At 47.2% G+C, this 16,018-nt stretch carries 6 protein-coding genes; all 6 read right to left on the bottom strand.

Annotation, left to right across the window (positions count from 1 at the left end):
- Positions 1–141: 141 nt before the first annotated feature.
- The 6 genes from rpoC to P2W70_RS08260 all read right to left on the bottom strand — a co-directional run bounded on the left by rpoC (position 142) and on the right by P2W70_RS08260 (position 15,929).
- Complete coding sequence (gene rpoC, locus P2W70_RS08285; RefSeq protein WP_276480969.1) at positions 142–4,434, bottom strand: DNA-directed RNA polymerase subunit beta'; 4,293 nt, start codon at positions 4,432–4,434, stop codon at positions 142–144.
- 122 nt (positions 4,435–4,556) lie between these two features.
- Positions 4,557–8,360, bottom strand: a complete 3,804-nt coding sequence (gene rpoB / locus P2W70_RS08280; RefSeq protein WP_276480968.1) for a DNA-directed RNA polymerase subunit beta — start codon at positions 8,358–8,360, stop codon at positions 4,557–4,559.
- Between the two features lie 522 nt (positions 8,361–8,882).
- Positions 8,883–9,896, bottom strand: a complete 1,014-nt coding sequence (locus P2W70_RS08275) for a LacI family DNA-binding transcriptional regulator (protein ID WP_276480967.1) — start codon at positions 9,894–9,896, stop codon at positions 8,883–8,885.
- A 627-nt stretch (positions 9,897–10,523) separates the two neighbouring features.
- Positions 10,524–12,821: a GH92 family glycosyl hydrolase gene (locus P2W70_RS08270; RefSeq protein WP_276480966.1), complete on the bottom strand. Its 2,298-nt coding sequence runs from the start codon at positions 12,819–12,821 to the stop codon at positions 10,524–10,526.
- 103 nt (positions 12,822–12,924) lie between these two features.
- Entirely contained in the window at positions 12,925–13,620 is a 696-nt protein-coding gene (locus tag P2W70_RS08265) for a basic secretory protein-like protein (protein WP_276480965.1), read from the bottom strand.
- Positions 13,621–13,634: 14 nt separating this feature from the next.
- Positions 13,635–15,929 carry a GH92 family glycosyl hydrolase gene (locus P2W70_RS08260; protein WP_276480964.1) on the bottom strand — a complete coding sequence of 765 codons (2,295 nt, stop codon included), beginning with the start codon at positions 15,927–15,929 and terminating at the stop codon, positions 13,635–13,637.
- Positions 15,930–16,018 lie beyond the last annotated feature (89 nt).

The raw sequence follows: 16,018 nt of genomic DNA, 5'->3' as shown, positions 1-16,018 counted from the left end.
ATCTATGATCGATTTTGGCCATAATTGATCGTATACAACGATACACCCCTGTATCCAACAGAAGGAAATAAAAAAAGTAGGAAGCAAAACGCTTCCTACTTTCATTGTATTAGATCAGATCATGCTTACCGCATGACACTATTACTCATCATCATCAAAGCTCATTGCCTCGCGGGTAGTTTGCAGCAATTCATATTCTTCCTTGCTACCTACAACCATGTTCTCGAAGTCACGCAGACCTGTACCAGCCGGAATCGGATGACCAGTGATTACGTTTTCCTTCAGACCAAGCATGTCATCGCTCTTACCTTGGATAGCCGCAGACGACAGTACTTTCGTTGTCTCCTGGAACGATGCAGCTGAGATCCAGCTTTGCGTACCCAGAGACGCCTTGGTGATACCCAACAGTACAGGATGAGAAGTGGCCGGATTTGCATCTCGGAACTCAACAGGCTTCTTGTCAGAACGACGCAGTAACGAGTTTTCTTCACGGATCTCACGCAGGCTGGCAATCTGACCGGCACGCAGTTTAGTGCTTTCGCCTGGATCGGAAACCACCTTCTTATCAAAGATCCAATCATTTTCTTCGTTAAAGTCGAAACGATCTTCCAGGTCCTCCTCAAGGAAACGGGTATCACCCGGATCCACGATTTCAACCTTCTTCATCATCTGACGTACGATCACCTCTATATGCTTATCGTTGATTTTCACACCTTGTAAGCGATAAACTTCCTGGATCTCATTCACAACATACTCTTGTACTGCGAAAGGTCCTTTGATAGAGAGGATATCACCAGGAGCAACCTGTCCATCAGACAGAGAAGCACCAGCTTTGATAAAGTCACCATCCTGAACAAGGATCTGACGAGTCAAAGGCACGAGGTATTTTTTCACCACGCCATCCTTCGCTTCTACAACGATTTCACGGTTACCACGCTTGATCGCACCAAATGCAACCACACCATCGATTTCACAAACAATGGCAGGGTTACCCGGATTACGAGCTTCAAACAACTCCGTTACACGAGGCAGACCACCGGTGATATCTCGCTGCATACGCAGTGTACGAGGGATCTTCACCAGTACCTGGCCGGCACGCACATCTTCGCTTTGATCAACGATGATATGTGATCCAACAGGCAAGTTGTATTGTTTCACATCCTTACCCTCTACGATCAGGGTCGGGATCTTATTCTTATCCTTGGTTTCGATTACCACCTTCTCGCGGTGACCGGTTTGTTCATCGGCCTCTTCGCGATAAGTGATACCTTCAATAACGTTCTCAAACTTGATGCTACCAGCGATTTCCGCAACGATAACGTTGTTGAAAGGATCCCAGGTACAGATCACATCACCCTTCTTCACATTCTGGCCGTCCTTCACCAACAGCGTTGCACCATATGGTACGTTGTTAGTGATCAGCAGACGATCATTTTTCAAGTCCATGATCCGAAGCTCACCGGTACGACCGATAACCACCTGGATCTTGTTGCCTTCATTATCTTCGGAAGGAACAGAACGCAGACCATCGAATTGAACAGTACCGTCGAACTTGGCGATCAGTGAAGATTCTACCGAAGCAGAACCAGCCACACCACCCACGTGGAAGGTACGCAGTGTCAGCTGAGTACCAGGCTCACCGATCGACTGGGCAGCGATGATACCTACAGCATCACCTTTCTGCGTGATCGAACCAGTAGCCAGGTTCTTACCGTAACACTTCACACACACACCACGCTTGCTTTCGCAAGTCAGTACAGAGCGGATCTCAACAGTTTCGATACCTGCCTCCTCGATTTCCTTACCAATGTCTTCAGTGATCTGAGATCCAGCCTCAACCACCAGTCGATCATTCTCTGGAGTGTATACGTTGTGCAGAGAAGTACGGCCAATGATACGATCGTACAGCGGCTCAACCACTTCCTCATTATCTTTCAGTGCACTGATGGCGATACCACGCAGTGTACCACAGTCTTCTTCAGTAATAACAACGTCCTGAGCAACATCCACCAGACGACGGGTCAGGTAACCGGCATCAGCCGTTTTAAGGGCCGTATCCGCAAGACCTTTACGGGCACCGTGCGTAGAGATGAAGTAATCCAATACGTTCAGACCACCCTTGAAGTTGGAGAGGATCGGGTTTTCGATGATCTCACTTCCGGTAGAGCCAGACTTTCTTGGTTTCGCCATCAGACCACGAATACCACAAAGCTGCTTGATCTGTTGTTTAGAACCACGGGCACCGGAGTCAAGCATCATATACACCGAGTTGAAACCTTGCTTATCGCTGCTCAGCTCACGAATGAGCGTTTCAGTGATGCGGGTATCCACACGAGACCAGATGTCAACGATCTGGTTATATCGCTCGTTATTGGTAATAAGACCCATGTTATAGTTGTCCCAAACCTCATCAACTTCACCCTTGGCATTGTCCAGCACTTCTTCCTTGATAGAGGGGATAATCAGGTCATTGATGTTAAATGACAGACCACCCTGGAACGCTGTACGGAAACCAAGCTGCTTGATATCATCGAGGAACTTCGCGGTCTTAGGAACGTTCGTGATCTTGATGATGTCACCAATGATCTCACGAAGGCTCTTTTTCGTCAGCAGGGCATTGATATAACCTACTTCCTTAGGTACAAATTGATTGAAAAGTACACGGCCTACAGTTGTTTCGATCAGCTTCTTCCGGATAGTTCCGTCATTTTCGCGTACATTAACTTTAACCTTGATGTGCGCGTGCAGATCGACACGTTTTTCATTGTAGGCGATGATCACTTCTTCAGCACTGTAGAACGCTTTTCCTTCACCACGAACGATCTCGTCGCCCATGGTTTTCTTACCCTTGGTGATATAGTACAAACCGAGTACCATGTCCTGGGAAGGAAGGGTCATCGGAGCACCATTCTGCGGGTTGAGAATGTTGTGTGAAGACAGCATCAGCAACTGGGCTTCCAGTACGGCAGCATTGCTCAAAGGAACGTGTACCGCCATCTGGTCACCGTCAAAGTCGGCGTTGAACGCCGAACACACGAGCGGGTGCAGTTGGATCGCTTTACCTTCAATCAGTTTAGGCTGGAAGGCCTGGATAGACAACCGGTGCAGCGTAGGGGCACGGTTGAGCATCACCGGGTGACCTTTCAGAATATTTTCAAGGATATCCCATACCACCGCTTCCTTGCGATCTACCAGCTTACGGGCAGATTTAACAGTCTTAACGATACCTCTTTCAATCAGCTTACGAATGATAAACGGTTTAAACAACTCGGCAGCCATATCCTTCGGCAAACCACACTCATGCAGCTTCAGCTCAGGACCTACCACGATTACAGAACGACCAGAGTAGTCAACACGTTTACCCAACAAGTTTTGACGGAAACGACCTTGTTTACCCTTCAGTACATCACTGAGTGATTTCAGCGCGCGTCCACCTTCCGCTTTCACGGCATTCGACTTACGGCTGTTGTCAAACAGGGAGTCAACCGCTTCCTGCAACATACGTTTTTCGTTACGCAGGATCACCTCAGGAGCCTTGATCTCCAACAGTCTCTTCAGACGGTTGTTACGGATGATCACACGACGATAGAGGTCGTTCAGGTCAGAAGACGCAAAACGGCCACCATCCAGCGGCACCAACGGACGCAGCTCAGGAGGAATAACAGGAATGTACTGCATTACCATCCATTCGGGGCGGTTGGTAATACGGCTATTCGCTTCACGGAATGCTTCAACTACACTTAGACGCTTCAGCGCATCGGCCTTACGTTGCTGAGAAGTTTCGGTAGCAGCTGAGTTACGCAGAGAGAAAGACAGGCTGTCCAACTCAATACGCTGCAGCATATCATGCACCGCTTCAGCACCCATTTTTGCAATGAACTTCTGAGGATCTTCGTCAGGCAGATATTGATTCTCCTTGGGAAGATTCTCCAGGATCTCAAGATATTCTTCTTCAGTCAGCAGATCACCCATCTTTAATCCGCGATCTTCACGGATACCAGCCTGGATAACTACAAACCTTTCATAATAAACAATGGTTTCAAGTTTCTTCGAACTTACACCAAGCAAATAACCAATCTTGTTAGGCAAGCTCTTGAAATACCAGATGTGAACAACAGGTACAACCAGTTTGATGTGCCCCATACGCTCACGACGTACTTTCTTTTCAGTTACTTCAACACCGCAACGGTCACAAACAATACCCTTATAACGAATACGCTTGTACTTTCCACAAGCACATTCGTAATCCTTAACAGGTCCAAAGATGCGCTCGCAAAACAACCCATCACGCTCAGGTTTGTAAGTACGGTAGTTAATAGTCTCAGGCTTCAATACTTCACCATAGCTACGCTCCAAAATAGAATCCGGAGATGCCAGGCCGATCGTAATCTTCGAGAAGGTTGCCCTGGGACGATTATCTTTTTTAATAGCCATATTATTTATTAGCTTTTTAGCGGAGCCTCAAGTGGAACTCGAGGCCCCTGCTAAGTTTTTGATATTTTGTTCTGTTCCAATAGATCGGGCTTCAGTAAGAACCCAAATGCTCACGGCTTTGCTTATTCAAATTTCAGATCCAGACCAAGACCTCTCAACTCATGCACCAATACGTTGAAGGACTCTGGAATACCCGCTCTTGGAATATTGTCGCCCTTAACGATGGCCTCATAAGTCTTCGCGCGACCGATGATGTCATCAGATTTAAGTGTGAGCAATTCCTGCAGGATGTTAGAAGCACCGTAAGCTTCAAGCGCCCAAACTTCCATCTCACCGAAACGCTGACCACCGAACTGTGCTTTACCACCCAACGGCTGTTGTGTGATCAAGCTGTATGGTCCGATCGAACGGGCGTGCATCTTATCATCCACCATGTGGTGCAGTTTGATCATGTAGATCACACCCACCGTAGCCTTCTGGTGGAAACGCTCACCTGTTTCGCCATCGAACAGATAACTGTGACCGAAGCTTGGCAATTTGGCCTGATCGATATGAGAGGCGATTTCTTCTACTGTAGCACCGTCGAAGATCGGCGTAGCAAACTTCACACCCAGTTTTTGACCTGCCCAACCAAGTACAGTTTCATAGATCTGTCCAAGGTTCATACGGGAAGGTACACCGAGCGGGTTCAGTACGATATCTACCGGCTCACCATCGTGGAGGAAAGGCATATCTTCTGCACGAACGATCTTCGCAACGATACCCTTGTTACCGTGACGACCCGCCATTTTATCACCCACCTTCAGCTTACGCTTAACGGCCAGGTATACTTTAGCGAGTTTCAACACACCTGCAGGCAATTCGTCACCGATCGAGATGTTGAACTTCTCTCTCTTGTAACGACCCAGTTCTTCGTTGAACTTGATGTTGAAGTTGTGCAACAGGATGTTGATCTGATCATCGATCACCGCATCACCAGTCCAACCCAGCGGGTTTACGTTCTGGTAGTCAATAGAAGCCAGGTTCTTAGGATTGAACTTGGCACCCTTACCGATCTGAACTTCACCAAAGTTGTTGTTTACGCCAGCAGAAGGCTTGTCCTTCAGCAGGGTTTGCAATTTGCTCAGCAACAGCTCCTTCAGTTCCTCTACGTTTTTCTCGTGCACTTTCTCGAGTTTCTCGAGAGCAGCCTTCTCACGGATCTTGGCGTTCTTATCTTTCTTAGCGCGTTGAAACAGTTTCTTACCGATTACTACACCTTCTACACCGTTTGGTGCTTTCAGCGAAGCATCTTTGGCATCACCAGCCTTATCACCGAAGATCGCTCTTAACAGCTTTTCTTCAGGGGTAGGATCGCTTTCTCCCTTAGGAGTGATCTTACCGATCAGGATATCACCTTCCTTGATAGCAGCACCCAGACGGATGATACCATTTTCGTCGAGGTCTTTGGTAGCCTCTTCAGAAACGTTAGGGATATCTGGTGTCAGTTCTTCTTCACCCAGCTTGGTATCACGTACTTCCAGTTCATACTCGGAAATATGAATAGAAGTGAACAGATCCTCACGGGCTACTTTTTCATTGATTACGATGGCATCCTCGAAGTTGTAACCTTTCCAGGGCATGAACGCCACGCGGAGGTTACGACCCAGGGCCAGCTCACCAGCCTGTACCGCATATCCTTCAGTCAGGAAGTCACCTTTCTTCAACCGTTGGCCTTTCCGTACGGCAGGCTTGTGGTTGATACAGGTTTCCTGGTTGGTTTTGATAAACTTGGTCAGCTTGTAAATTCTCAGATCGTCTTCGAAGCTCACCAGACGGTCACCTTCGGTACGATCGTAACGAACATGAATTTCGCTACCATCTACATATTCTACAACACCTTCGCCTTCAGAGAGGATCTGAACACGCGCATCACGGGCAGCCTTTCCTTCCAGACCTGTACCCACGATCGGGTTTTCAGGACGGATCAGCGGCACAGCCTGACGTTGCATGTTTGATCCCATCAACGCACGGTTGGCGTCATCATGCTCGAGGAACGGAATCAGCGAAGCACTCAAACCTACGATCTGGTTAGGTGCTACGTCCATGAATTCAACCTCATCCTTCTCCAGGATCGGGAAGTCACCTGTTTGACGGGAAGCAACTTTCTCTTCCGCAAACTGGCCTTTATCATTCAATGGCGCACTCGCCTGGGCGATCTTGGCATTATCTTCTTCTTCAGCGCTCAGGAAGGTCAGTTTCTTCTGGTCTACTTTACCGTCGATTACCTTGTGATAAGGAGTTTCGATAAAGCCCATCTCATTGATCTTTGCGTGTACGCAAAGTGTAGAGATCAGACCGATGTTCGGACCTTCCGGCGTTTCGATGGTACACAGACGTCCGTAGTGGCTGTAGTGTACGTCACGAACCTCAAAGCCCGCACGCTCACGACTCAAACCACCTGGCCCGAGTGCGGAGATACGACGCTTGTGCGTGATCTCACTCAGCGGGTTGGTCTGGTCGAGGAACTGAGACAGCTGAGAAGTACCAAAGAATGAGTTGATCACAGAAGACAGTGTCCGCGCGTTGATCAGATCAACAGGCGTGAACACCTCATTGTCACGTACGTTCATACGCTCACGGATGGTACGGGCCATACGGGCCAGACCAACACCGAACTGAGCATACAATTGCTCACCCACAGTACGTACACGACGATTGCTCAGGTGATCGATATCATCAATTTCCGCTTTACCATTGGTAAGACGAACGAGATACTTGATGATCTCGATGATATCTTCTTTGGTCAGTGTTTTTTGCTCCAGCGGCTGGTTAAGATTCAGCTTACGGTTGATCTTGTAACGACCAACTTCACCGAGATCATAGCGCTTGTCGCTGAAGAACAATTTGTCGATGATACCGCGGGCGGTCTCATCATCAGGAGCATCGGCGCCGCGCAACTGACGGTAGATGTGTTGCACCGCTTCCAGCTCACTGTTTGAAGTATCTTTATTCAACGTGTTGTAGATGATCGCAAAATCACCACCCACATCTTCTTTTTGTACGAAAACGCTCTTAACGTCCATGTCGGCGATCATGTCGATGGCCTCTTCATCAAGCACGGTATCGCGCTCCAGCACCACCTCATTACGCTCGATCGATACTACCTCACCGGTGTCCTCATCGACGAAGTCCTCTACCCAGGTCCGCAATACGCGGGCCGCCAGGCGTTTGCCCAGATAGGCTTTCAGGGACTTGGTGTCACCGTTCACTTCATCAGCCATTCCGAACAGCTCCAGGATGTCCTTATCAGTCTCGTAACCGATAGAACGCAACAGGGTAGTTACCGGGAACTTCTTTTTACGGTCGATGTAAGCATACATCACGTTGTTGATGTCGGTAGCAAACTCCATCCAGGCGCCCTTGAAGGGGATCACACGGGCAGAGTAGATCTTAGTACCGTTCGGGTGGATAGATTGACCGAAGAATACACCAGGTGAACGGTGCAACTGCGATACGACCACACGCTCAGCACCGTTGATCACGAATGTACCACGGGGAGTCATGTAAGGAATGTTTCCTAAGAATACATCCTGAACAATAGTTTGGAAATCAACGTGTTCCTCGTCATTACAGCTCAAACGCAGTTTCGCTTTCAGCGGCACGGCGTAAGTCAATCCACGCTCCATACACTCTTCGATGGTGTAGCGGGGCGGGTCAATAAAATAATCCAGGAACTCCAGTACGAAAATGTTCCGGGTGTCGGTGATCGGGAAATTCTCCTTAAACACCTTAAACAACCCTTCGATGTTACGTTTGTCCGGAGTAGTCTCTAACTGGAAAAATTCTTTGAAAGATTGAATCTGTACTTCGAGTAGGTCAGGAGCTTCGGATAAATTTTTGATCTTACCAAAGTTGATCCTGCTTTGCAATTTTGTTGAAGACATATTGATTAAAACCGGTTTTTTTAGTTGTTCGAACGTTCAAAAAATCATCAAAATCGTCTATACGCAAAAAAATCACAGGAGAACAATCAAGTTCTCTGTGAATTGATATTGAAGTAGTTATGTAAATTTGGCCATGTAATAACTTACCCCAGCTAATTAGCATTGTGAAAAATGGACGGCAAAGGTAACAAAAAACCCAACATTTCACAAAATTTGTTCCAAAAGCAGCGCCGGACCGATTGGGGGTAACAATTCCGGCTCCGGTTACCTTCTTCCGATCCGGATAAACCTGAACAACTAAATAAACACTTTATCCGGTTTTCGGTTCAGTAACAGGGAGCTTAAAAGTACAAATTTTTCAAACACAAAGAGATACGTCCCAAAACAAAACTTATGCACTGGCATCCTCCCCTGCTCCACTTTACCCGTTGGCCTTCCCCAAACCGGCACACTTACCCGGCAGTACAATTTTCCCTGCGCCGGGGCTTTGGGTCGCGCCCCTGTCGCTTCCCTTTCCCCGCCTTAAGTAGTACCACGCACCACCAACTTGGCTGGCAATTGCACCTTATTCTTTTTGGTAGGCTTATTTTTTCCCAACTGCGACATCAGTAAATTGATGGCAGTTTTGGCAATTTCCTCAACGGGTTGTTCGATAATGGTGATTCCCGGTGGAAACAACCGGAACACGTCGTGGTCATCGAAGCTCAGCATCGCCACATCGCCCGGCGTTGTTTTGCCCAATAATTGCAGGCTTTCGATACCCAGCAATCCCAGGTAATTGGTGGCAAAAAAGAGGGCTTCAATCTGTGGGTGACTGGTAATAAAATCCGAAATCTGCTGTATTGCTTCTGCTCGGCTGATCTTATACCCCAACGACAAAATAAGCTTGCGGTTTACTGGAATACCAGCCGCTTTGAGGCTATCAGTATAGGCTTGTAACCGGTCTTTAATCTGAACTAACTGAAGATCTACCGTGATAAATCCTACTTTTTTATACCCCCTGCCAATGAGGTGCTTCATCCCTTTAATAACACCGCCATAGTTATCCACCAATACATACGGTACATCCATATTGGGAAAGTAACTGTCCAGCAATACCACCGGCTTTTTATGATCTACGAGCTCTTCCACATCCTGCTCCATGCCCACTGCTGGCGTAATGATATAGCCATCAACCTGTTGCTGCGATAGCATTTTGATGAGTTCCTGCCCTTTTTTACCGTCGTTTTCCGTAGCACAGTACACCACTTTGTAGCCATATTGGTCGGCAGCTTCCTCGATCACCTTGGCCAGTGCAGCAAAGAAATTGCCGGAAATGCTTTCCACCACCAGCCCCAGCATTTGCGACTTGCCAGTGCGTAAACGCACCGCCACCTGATTGGGATGATAACCTTCACGCTTGGCGATGGTAGTAATTTTCTTGGCCAGATCATCGCTGATACGCATTTCCCGGGCCTTGCCATTCAGGACAAAGGAAACGGTGGAGGGAGAAGCCCCCGTCATCCTGGCGATGTCTTTCAAAGAAACTCGTTTCATAATGTTCGCAGTAGTTTTTGGGGCACATGCCTGTAGGTGCTGGTGCACCCCCCCTTTAGCAATTGGGTTCAAAGAAGCTGGCAAGAATCCGTAGCCTTTCAAATTTAAGGTTTCCACTTCAACAGGGGGAATATTTTTAGGAAAACGCGCATAATCACCGTAAATTCAAGACATAAAAGCATTGGTTGGCAATTATACACACCCTTGCACCACGACTGCCGATTGCCGCCATCACCCCAATTGATTAAATTCAGTTTTAAACAAAATGTAGCCGGAAATGTCCTGTAACGGATGCCATTTCGGACCAATTATTGCCGAAATGGCTACCCCCACCGTTATAGGCAAAGACAAAATTCCCGCCTTCTATAGATTACCCTTATCGAGACCTTATACAGACCTTATAGAGACCTTATGGGGACCTTATAGAGACCTGGACAGTAAGCGGCCCCCTGTCCCCCGGCTATCTGACCTATGCCTGAACCATAACCGCCCCTGCACAACACCCCCCCCTGCACCCAATTGAAAACCGGATCCACCTTATTTAGTGGAATCATATATGAAAAGCAAAAACCCCGGCACCAGCAACAGCCGGTACCGGGGTTTCCCCTATCTTATTAGAGATAAATACTATTTTTTCTTAGGCTTCTCCCCCATTACAAACACCAGCTTACCACCATTGGTAATATCACTATGGGTCAGGAACAGACGATTAAGCGGCTGACCGTTCAGGATCATCTTTTGGACATACACATTCTTATCACTTTGGTTTTGCACCTCGATGACGAATGTCTTGCCATTTTCCAGTTGAAGCGTTGCACCATCTACCGCCGGACTGCCAATAGCATATTGATCAGATCCGGGAGCAACCGGGTAGAATCCGAGTGCCGTAAAAATATACCAGGCACTCATCTGACCGCAGTCGTCATTACCACCCAGACCGTCAGGAGTAGGCTTGAACTGCTTTTTGAGGATCATCCGCACACGCTCCTGCGTTTTCCAGGGCTGATCAGTCCAGTTGTAGAGATAAGGTACGTGGTGAGAAGGTTCGTTACCATGCACATAATTACCGATAATACCATCACGGGTAATGTCTTCCGTTTCGGCAAAATACTTGTCGGGAAGGTGCATGGTGAACAGAGAATCCAGGTGCGTCACAAAACGCTTTTTGCCGCCCATCATGGAGATCAGTTGCTCAGGTTCGTGCGGCACATACAAACTGTAATTCCACGCATTACCTTCAATAAAGCCCTGATTGTGCGTACTCAACACGTCAAACTCCTTACGGAAAGTACCATCACTCAACTTGGGTCTCATATATCCAATAGAGGCATCGTAAACATTCTTGAAATACTGAGCACGCTTGCTGAATTCATCATAGATATCATTACGCCCCAGTTTCTTAGCCATTTGAGCAATACACCAGTCATCATAGGCATATTCCAGGGTTTTAGAAACAGACGAACCATTCTTATCCTCAGGTACGTAACCCATGCTCATATAATAACTAATACCATCGTAAGACCCATGACGGGCAGTGGTCACACAGGCATCCAACGCCTTGTTTGCATCAAAAGGAGCATTACCTTTCATGACTGCGTCGGCAATCAGCGATACGCTGTGATAGCCGATCATACACCAATTCTCATTGGCATAATGACTCCATACCGGCAGCATATGCTGGGCACTTTGGTCATAATGTGCCAGCATAGATTTGATCATGTCGGCATTGCGGGAAGGCTGTACCAGGTTGAAGAAAGGATGCAGGGCCCGGTAAGTATCCCACAGAGAAAATACCGTGTAATTCGTAAAGTCTTTTGCTTTATGGACATTTTGATCAAGCCCTTTGTAAGAGCCATCCACATCCATATAAGTGATCGGGCTCAGGAAAGCGTGATACATGGAGGTATAGAAGTTCTCCTTGTCATCACGGTTCTTAGATTGAATGGTAACCTTTGCCAATTCTTTGTTCCACTGATCCTGCGCTTGCTTTTTAACCTGGTCAAAATCCCAACCAGGAGCTTCTGTGCGTAAGTTCAGCAGAGCTCCTTCCGTGCTGACGGAAGAAAGCGCAAACTTGATCTTCACCTTTTCACCGGCAGTGGTCTTAAAATCAAAGTAGGCCCTGAGTTGTTTGCCAGCCATTTCCGGAAAATTCTTCGACTGGTCAAATTTCCGCCAGAACCCCTGGTATACTTGACGCTTCGAAAAGTTCTTGTTACCATACTGGTAAAAAGGCTTGGAAAAAGTCATAGCAAAATACACAGTCCTCGTGCGGCCCCAACCATTCGTTTGACGGTAACCCGTTACAAGGGTATCATTCTCCACCCGCAAAAAGGTCCATACGTTTTTGTCTTCATAGTTGTAAATGCCCGACATCAGATCCAGCACGATATGTGACTGGTCCGACTGCGGAAAAGTATATTGATGAAAGCCAACCCTATTCGTCGCCGTCATCTCAGCGAGAATATTGTAGTCATCCAGTTTCACCTTGTAATAACCTGCTTCTGCCACTTCATTGGCGTGAGAGAAAGCCGAACGGAAACCACTACGTGGCGCATCAGCAGTACCTGGATTGAGCTTGAGCTCTCCTACGGTCGGCATGATCAGGAAATCGCCAAGATCTGAGTGTCCCGTGCCACTGAAATGGGTATGGCTGAATCCAACAATCGTCTTGTCCTCATACTGGTATCCGGCACAGTACTTATACACGTCTCCATTGTACTTGCCATTCATTTCGTAGGGGATCGTATCCGTATCGGGACTCAATTGAACCATACCGAACGGCACGGTTGCACCAGGGTAAGTGTGTCCCATGCGTTGCGTACCGATAATCGGTTTTACATATGGCACCAGGTTTTCGGAAGAGGTTTGCGCCATCCCCAAAACAGGTACGCTCAACAAACCAGTAAGCAATAGATTTCTCATTTCTCTGTTCTAATTTTTAAACTTTCGTATATATCGACTGGCGCAAACTACCACCAGCCAGAATGAAAAATTGCGATCCGGAGTCCGGATCGCAATTTTGTTATCAGATTGCAGGATTCTTCGTGTAATCAGTCCATAATTCATCGAGCGTCTTCCCGGTAAGCTCTTTCCATATTTCGGGCTTATAGGTCTTCGTCCGCATGGCACTATCCAACTTAGTCACCAGCTTTTTGTTGGTATTCTTTTCGGCCCATACCAGGAAACGGGCTGTGATCCGGTAAGCCTTTGTATAGTGGTGGGTTGAATCGTATTTAGGCAAAGACCATTTGCCGGCTTCGTTGTTGACACCATATACGTGGCGAACATAGTCGGCAATACCTTCTGTCAACCAGCCTGGTCCGGCCCCACCGGGATAAGCCTGCACAATGTGCATAGCCTCATGCGTCACCACGTCAATATCCTCCGGATGATCAGCCATCCACTTAGGGCTAACACGAATAATACCGTTGGAAGCAGCTGCTACTCCCTTATACTCAGGATCGATGATGAAAGTCACCGTTTTCCGGGTATCCTGGTTGAAGCGCTTTGCTTCTTTCGGATATACCTTGAAATAGGCGTCGATCATCCGTTGTTTGGTAACAGTGCTAAAACCGCTGTCTTTATTGATGAACAGGATGGTATAGCCTTTCTTGGTAAGGGAGTCCTTGGAAACAACACCCTCTCCGATCTTATCCCAATCGCGTTGAGCGAAGGATGACACGGCAGAGAAACAGAAAGCGAGTAACAGGGGAGTCTTCATCAGTGCTTGATTTATTATTTTTTAGGGTCGGTAGAATACGAGTAAGGAAATGCATCAGCAGAAGTTCCGCGTGATTTATTAGGTGTGCTACCCATATTGAAGTCGAGGGTACCACCTTTGAACAGATCGAAATGGTCTACCCAGTTCTTACTGTACACAACACCATTACGCTTAACCTGCTGTACGTATTTATTGTTGTCGCTGTTGGCAGGTGCGTTGATCACCAGCTTTTTACCATTGTCCAGCGTCAGGGTCATCTTCTTAAACAGTGGGGTACCCAATACATACTGAGTGGTGCCAGGCGTAACAGGATAGAAGCCCATCGCAGAGAAAACATACCAGGCAGAAGTCTGACCATTGTCTTCATCACCGCAGTAACCATCGGGAGTTGCTTTGTACAACTGATCCATCACGCGGCGAATCCAATACTGTGTCTTCCAGGGCTCACCGGCATAGTTGTACAGGTAGATCATGTGCTGGATAGGCTGATTGCCATGAGCATACTGCCCCATGTTCATGATCTGCATTTCACGGATCTCGTGGATTACGCCACGATAATAGCTTTCATCAAATACTGGTGGCATGGAGAAAACGGAATCAAGCATAGCAACAAACATTTTATTACCGCCCATCAGGTTCTTCAGCCCTTCAATATCCTGAAATACGCTCCAGCTATAATGCCAGCTATTGCCTTCAGTAAAAGCATCACCCCATTTGAAAGGATTAAATGGAGACTGGAATTTACCGTCCTGATTTTTACCACGCATCAGCTTGGTTTCAGGATCGAAGAGGTTCCGGAAATTCTGGCTGCGTTTGGCATACAGGTCAGTTTCTTCTTTCGGACGGCCCAGTGCTTTACCAAGTTGGTAAATGGTAAAGTCGTCATAGGCATACTCCAGTGTTCTGGCCGCATTCTCATTGATCTTTACATCGTAAGGAACATAGCCCAGTTCATTATAGTATTTTACACCTGCACGACCTACAGCAGTCATGGGGCCTTCGTTGTTGGCACCATGCAGCAAAGCTTCATACAGTTTGTTGATATCATAACCACGTAAGCCCTTGATATAAGCATCCGCCACTACAGAAGCAGAGTTGTTACCAACCATGACGCTTCTAAAGCCGGGGCTGCTCCACTCGGGTAGGAAGCCACCTTCTTTAAAGTCGTTGATCAACCCTTCCTGCATTTCCTTATTGATCGAGGGTAACATAAAGTTCAGGAAAGGATACAAAGCACGGAAAGTGTCCCAGAAGCCAGTACCGGCAAACATGTAACCGGGTAATACCTGTCCGTTGTAGGGGCTATAGTGAACGATCTTACCCGCGGCGTCCAATTCGTAATGCTTTTGTGGGAACTGAAGCATCCTGTATAAGCAGGAGTAGAAAGTTCTTGTTTGATCGATGCTACCACCTTCAACAAGGATACGATTCAATTGCTTGTTCCACTCGTTCTTGGCCTTGTTCTTCGTAACATCGAATGCATCGCTGCCAATCTCACGTTTCAGGGAGATATCGGCTTGCTCGTAGCTGATGAAAGAAGAAGCAACGCGCAGGTTTACTTTTTCACCACGGCTGGTCTTAAAGCCGATCACAGCACCTGCATGCTTTGCTTCAGACTCGGTAGCCCCTGCTACCAGTACACTATCTTTCCAGGCGTAAGTAACAGTGAATGGTTTATCAACATAGATAACAAAGTAGTTCTTAAAATTAGCAGGTACACCACCACTGTTACGGGTAGTATAACCGATGATCTTCTTTTCGGCAGGGATCACTTTTACATAAGATCCTCTGTCAAGTGCATCGATAGCAATAAAGGAGCTATCGTTTTGGGGGAAGGTAAAGCGGAATTGAGCAGCTCTTTCAGTGGGAGCAATCTCGGTAGTTACGTCCCAATCCGCGAGATAAACGCTATAGTAATATGGCTTGGCCACTTCGGCTTTGTGCGAGAACCAACTGGCGCGGTCATCCTGTTTGAATTTAACACCGCCGGTTACCGGCATGATGGCAAATTGACCATAATCGTTCATCCAGGGAGACGGTTGGTGCGTTTGTTTGAAGCCACGGATCTTGTCAGAGCTATAGGTATAAGCCCATCCATTACCCATATTACCGGTTTGGGGCATCCAGAAGTTCATTCCCCAGGGTACAGCGATAGCAGGATAGGTATTACCATTGGATAAGCTTCCTTTCGAATCGGTTCCCATCAGCGGGTTAATCCATTCTACAGGATCAGATACTTGCGTTACAATCTGCGCCTGCAGGGTGTTTAGACAGGCAAGGGCAACGACCAGTTGAATTATCTTTTTCATGATTGAAGATATAAGAAAAACAGTTTAAGGACAGATACGTTCAAAATGACCTCCGAAATTAACCAGCTAAACCGTTTTTGCAAAATATA

Source organism: Paraflavitalea pollutisoli (assembly GCF_029360705.1).
GTDB classification, from domain to species: domain Bacteria; phylum Bacteroidota; class Bacteroidia; order Chitinophagales; family Chitinophagaceae; genus Paraflavitalea; species Paraflavitalea pollutisoli.
Note: the sequence above shows the minus strand (reverse complement) of the source record. Positions and strands in the feature narration are given on the sequence as shown.

Bases quoted from the DNA above. Each gene is read 5' to 3' on its own strand.
- rpoB (WP_276480968.1), bottom strand. From the start codon at position 8,360: ATGTCTTCAACAAAATTGCAAAGCAGGATCAACTTTGGTAAGATCAAA.
- rpoC (WP_276480969.1), bottom strand. From the start codon at position 4,434: ATGGCTATTAAAAAAGATAATCGTCCCAGGGCAACCTTCTCGAAGATT.
- P2W70_RS08260 (WP_276480964.1), bottom strand. From the start codon at position 15,929: ATGAAAAAGATAATTCAACTGGTCGTTGCCCTTGCCTGTCTAAACACC.
- P2W70_RS08275 (WP_276480967.1), bottom strand. From the start codon at position 9,896: ATGAAACGAGTTTCTTTGAAAGACATCGCCAGGATGACGGGGGCTTCT.
- P2W70_RS08270 (WP_276480966.1), bottom strand. From the start codon at position 12,821: ATGAGAAATCTATTGCTTACTGGTTTGTTGAGCGTACCTGTTTTGGGG.
- P2W70_RS08265 (WP_276480965.1), bottom strand. From the start codon at position 13,620: ATGAAGACTCCCCTGTTACTCGCTTTCTGTTTCTCTGCCGTGTCATCC.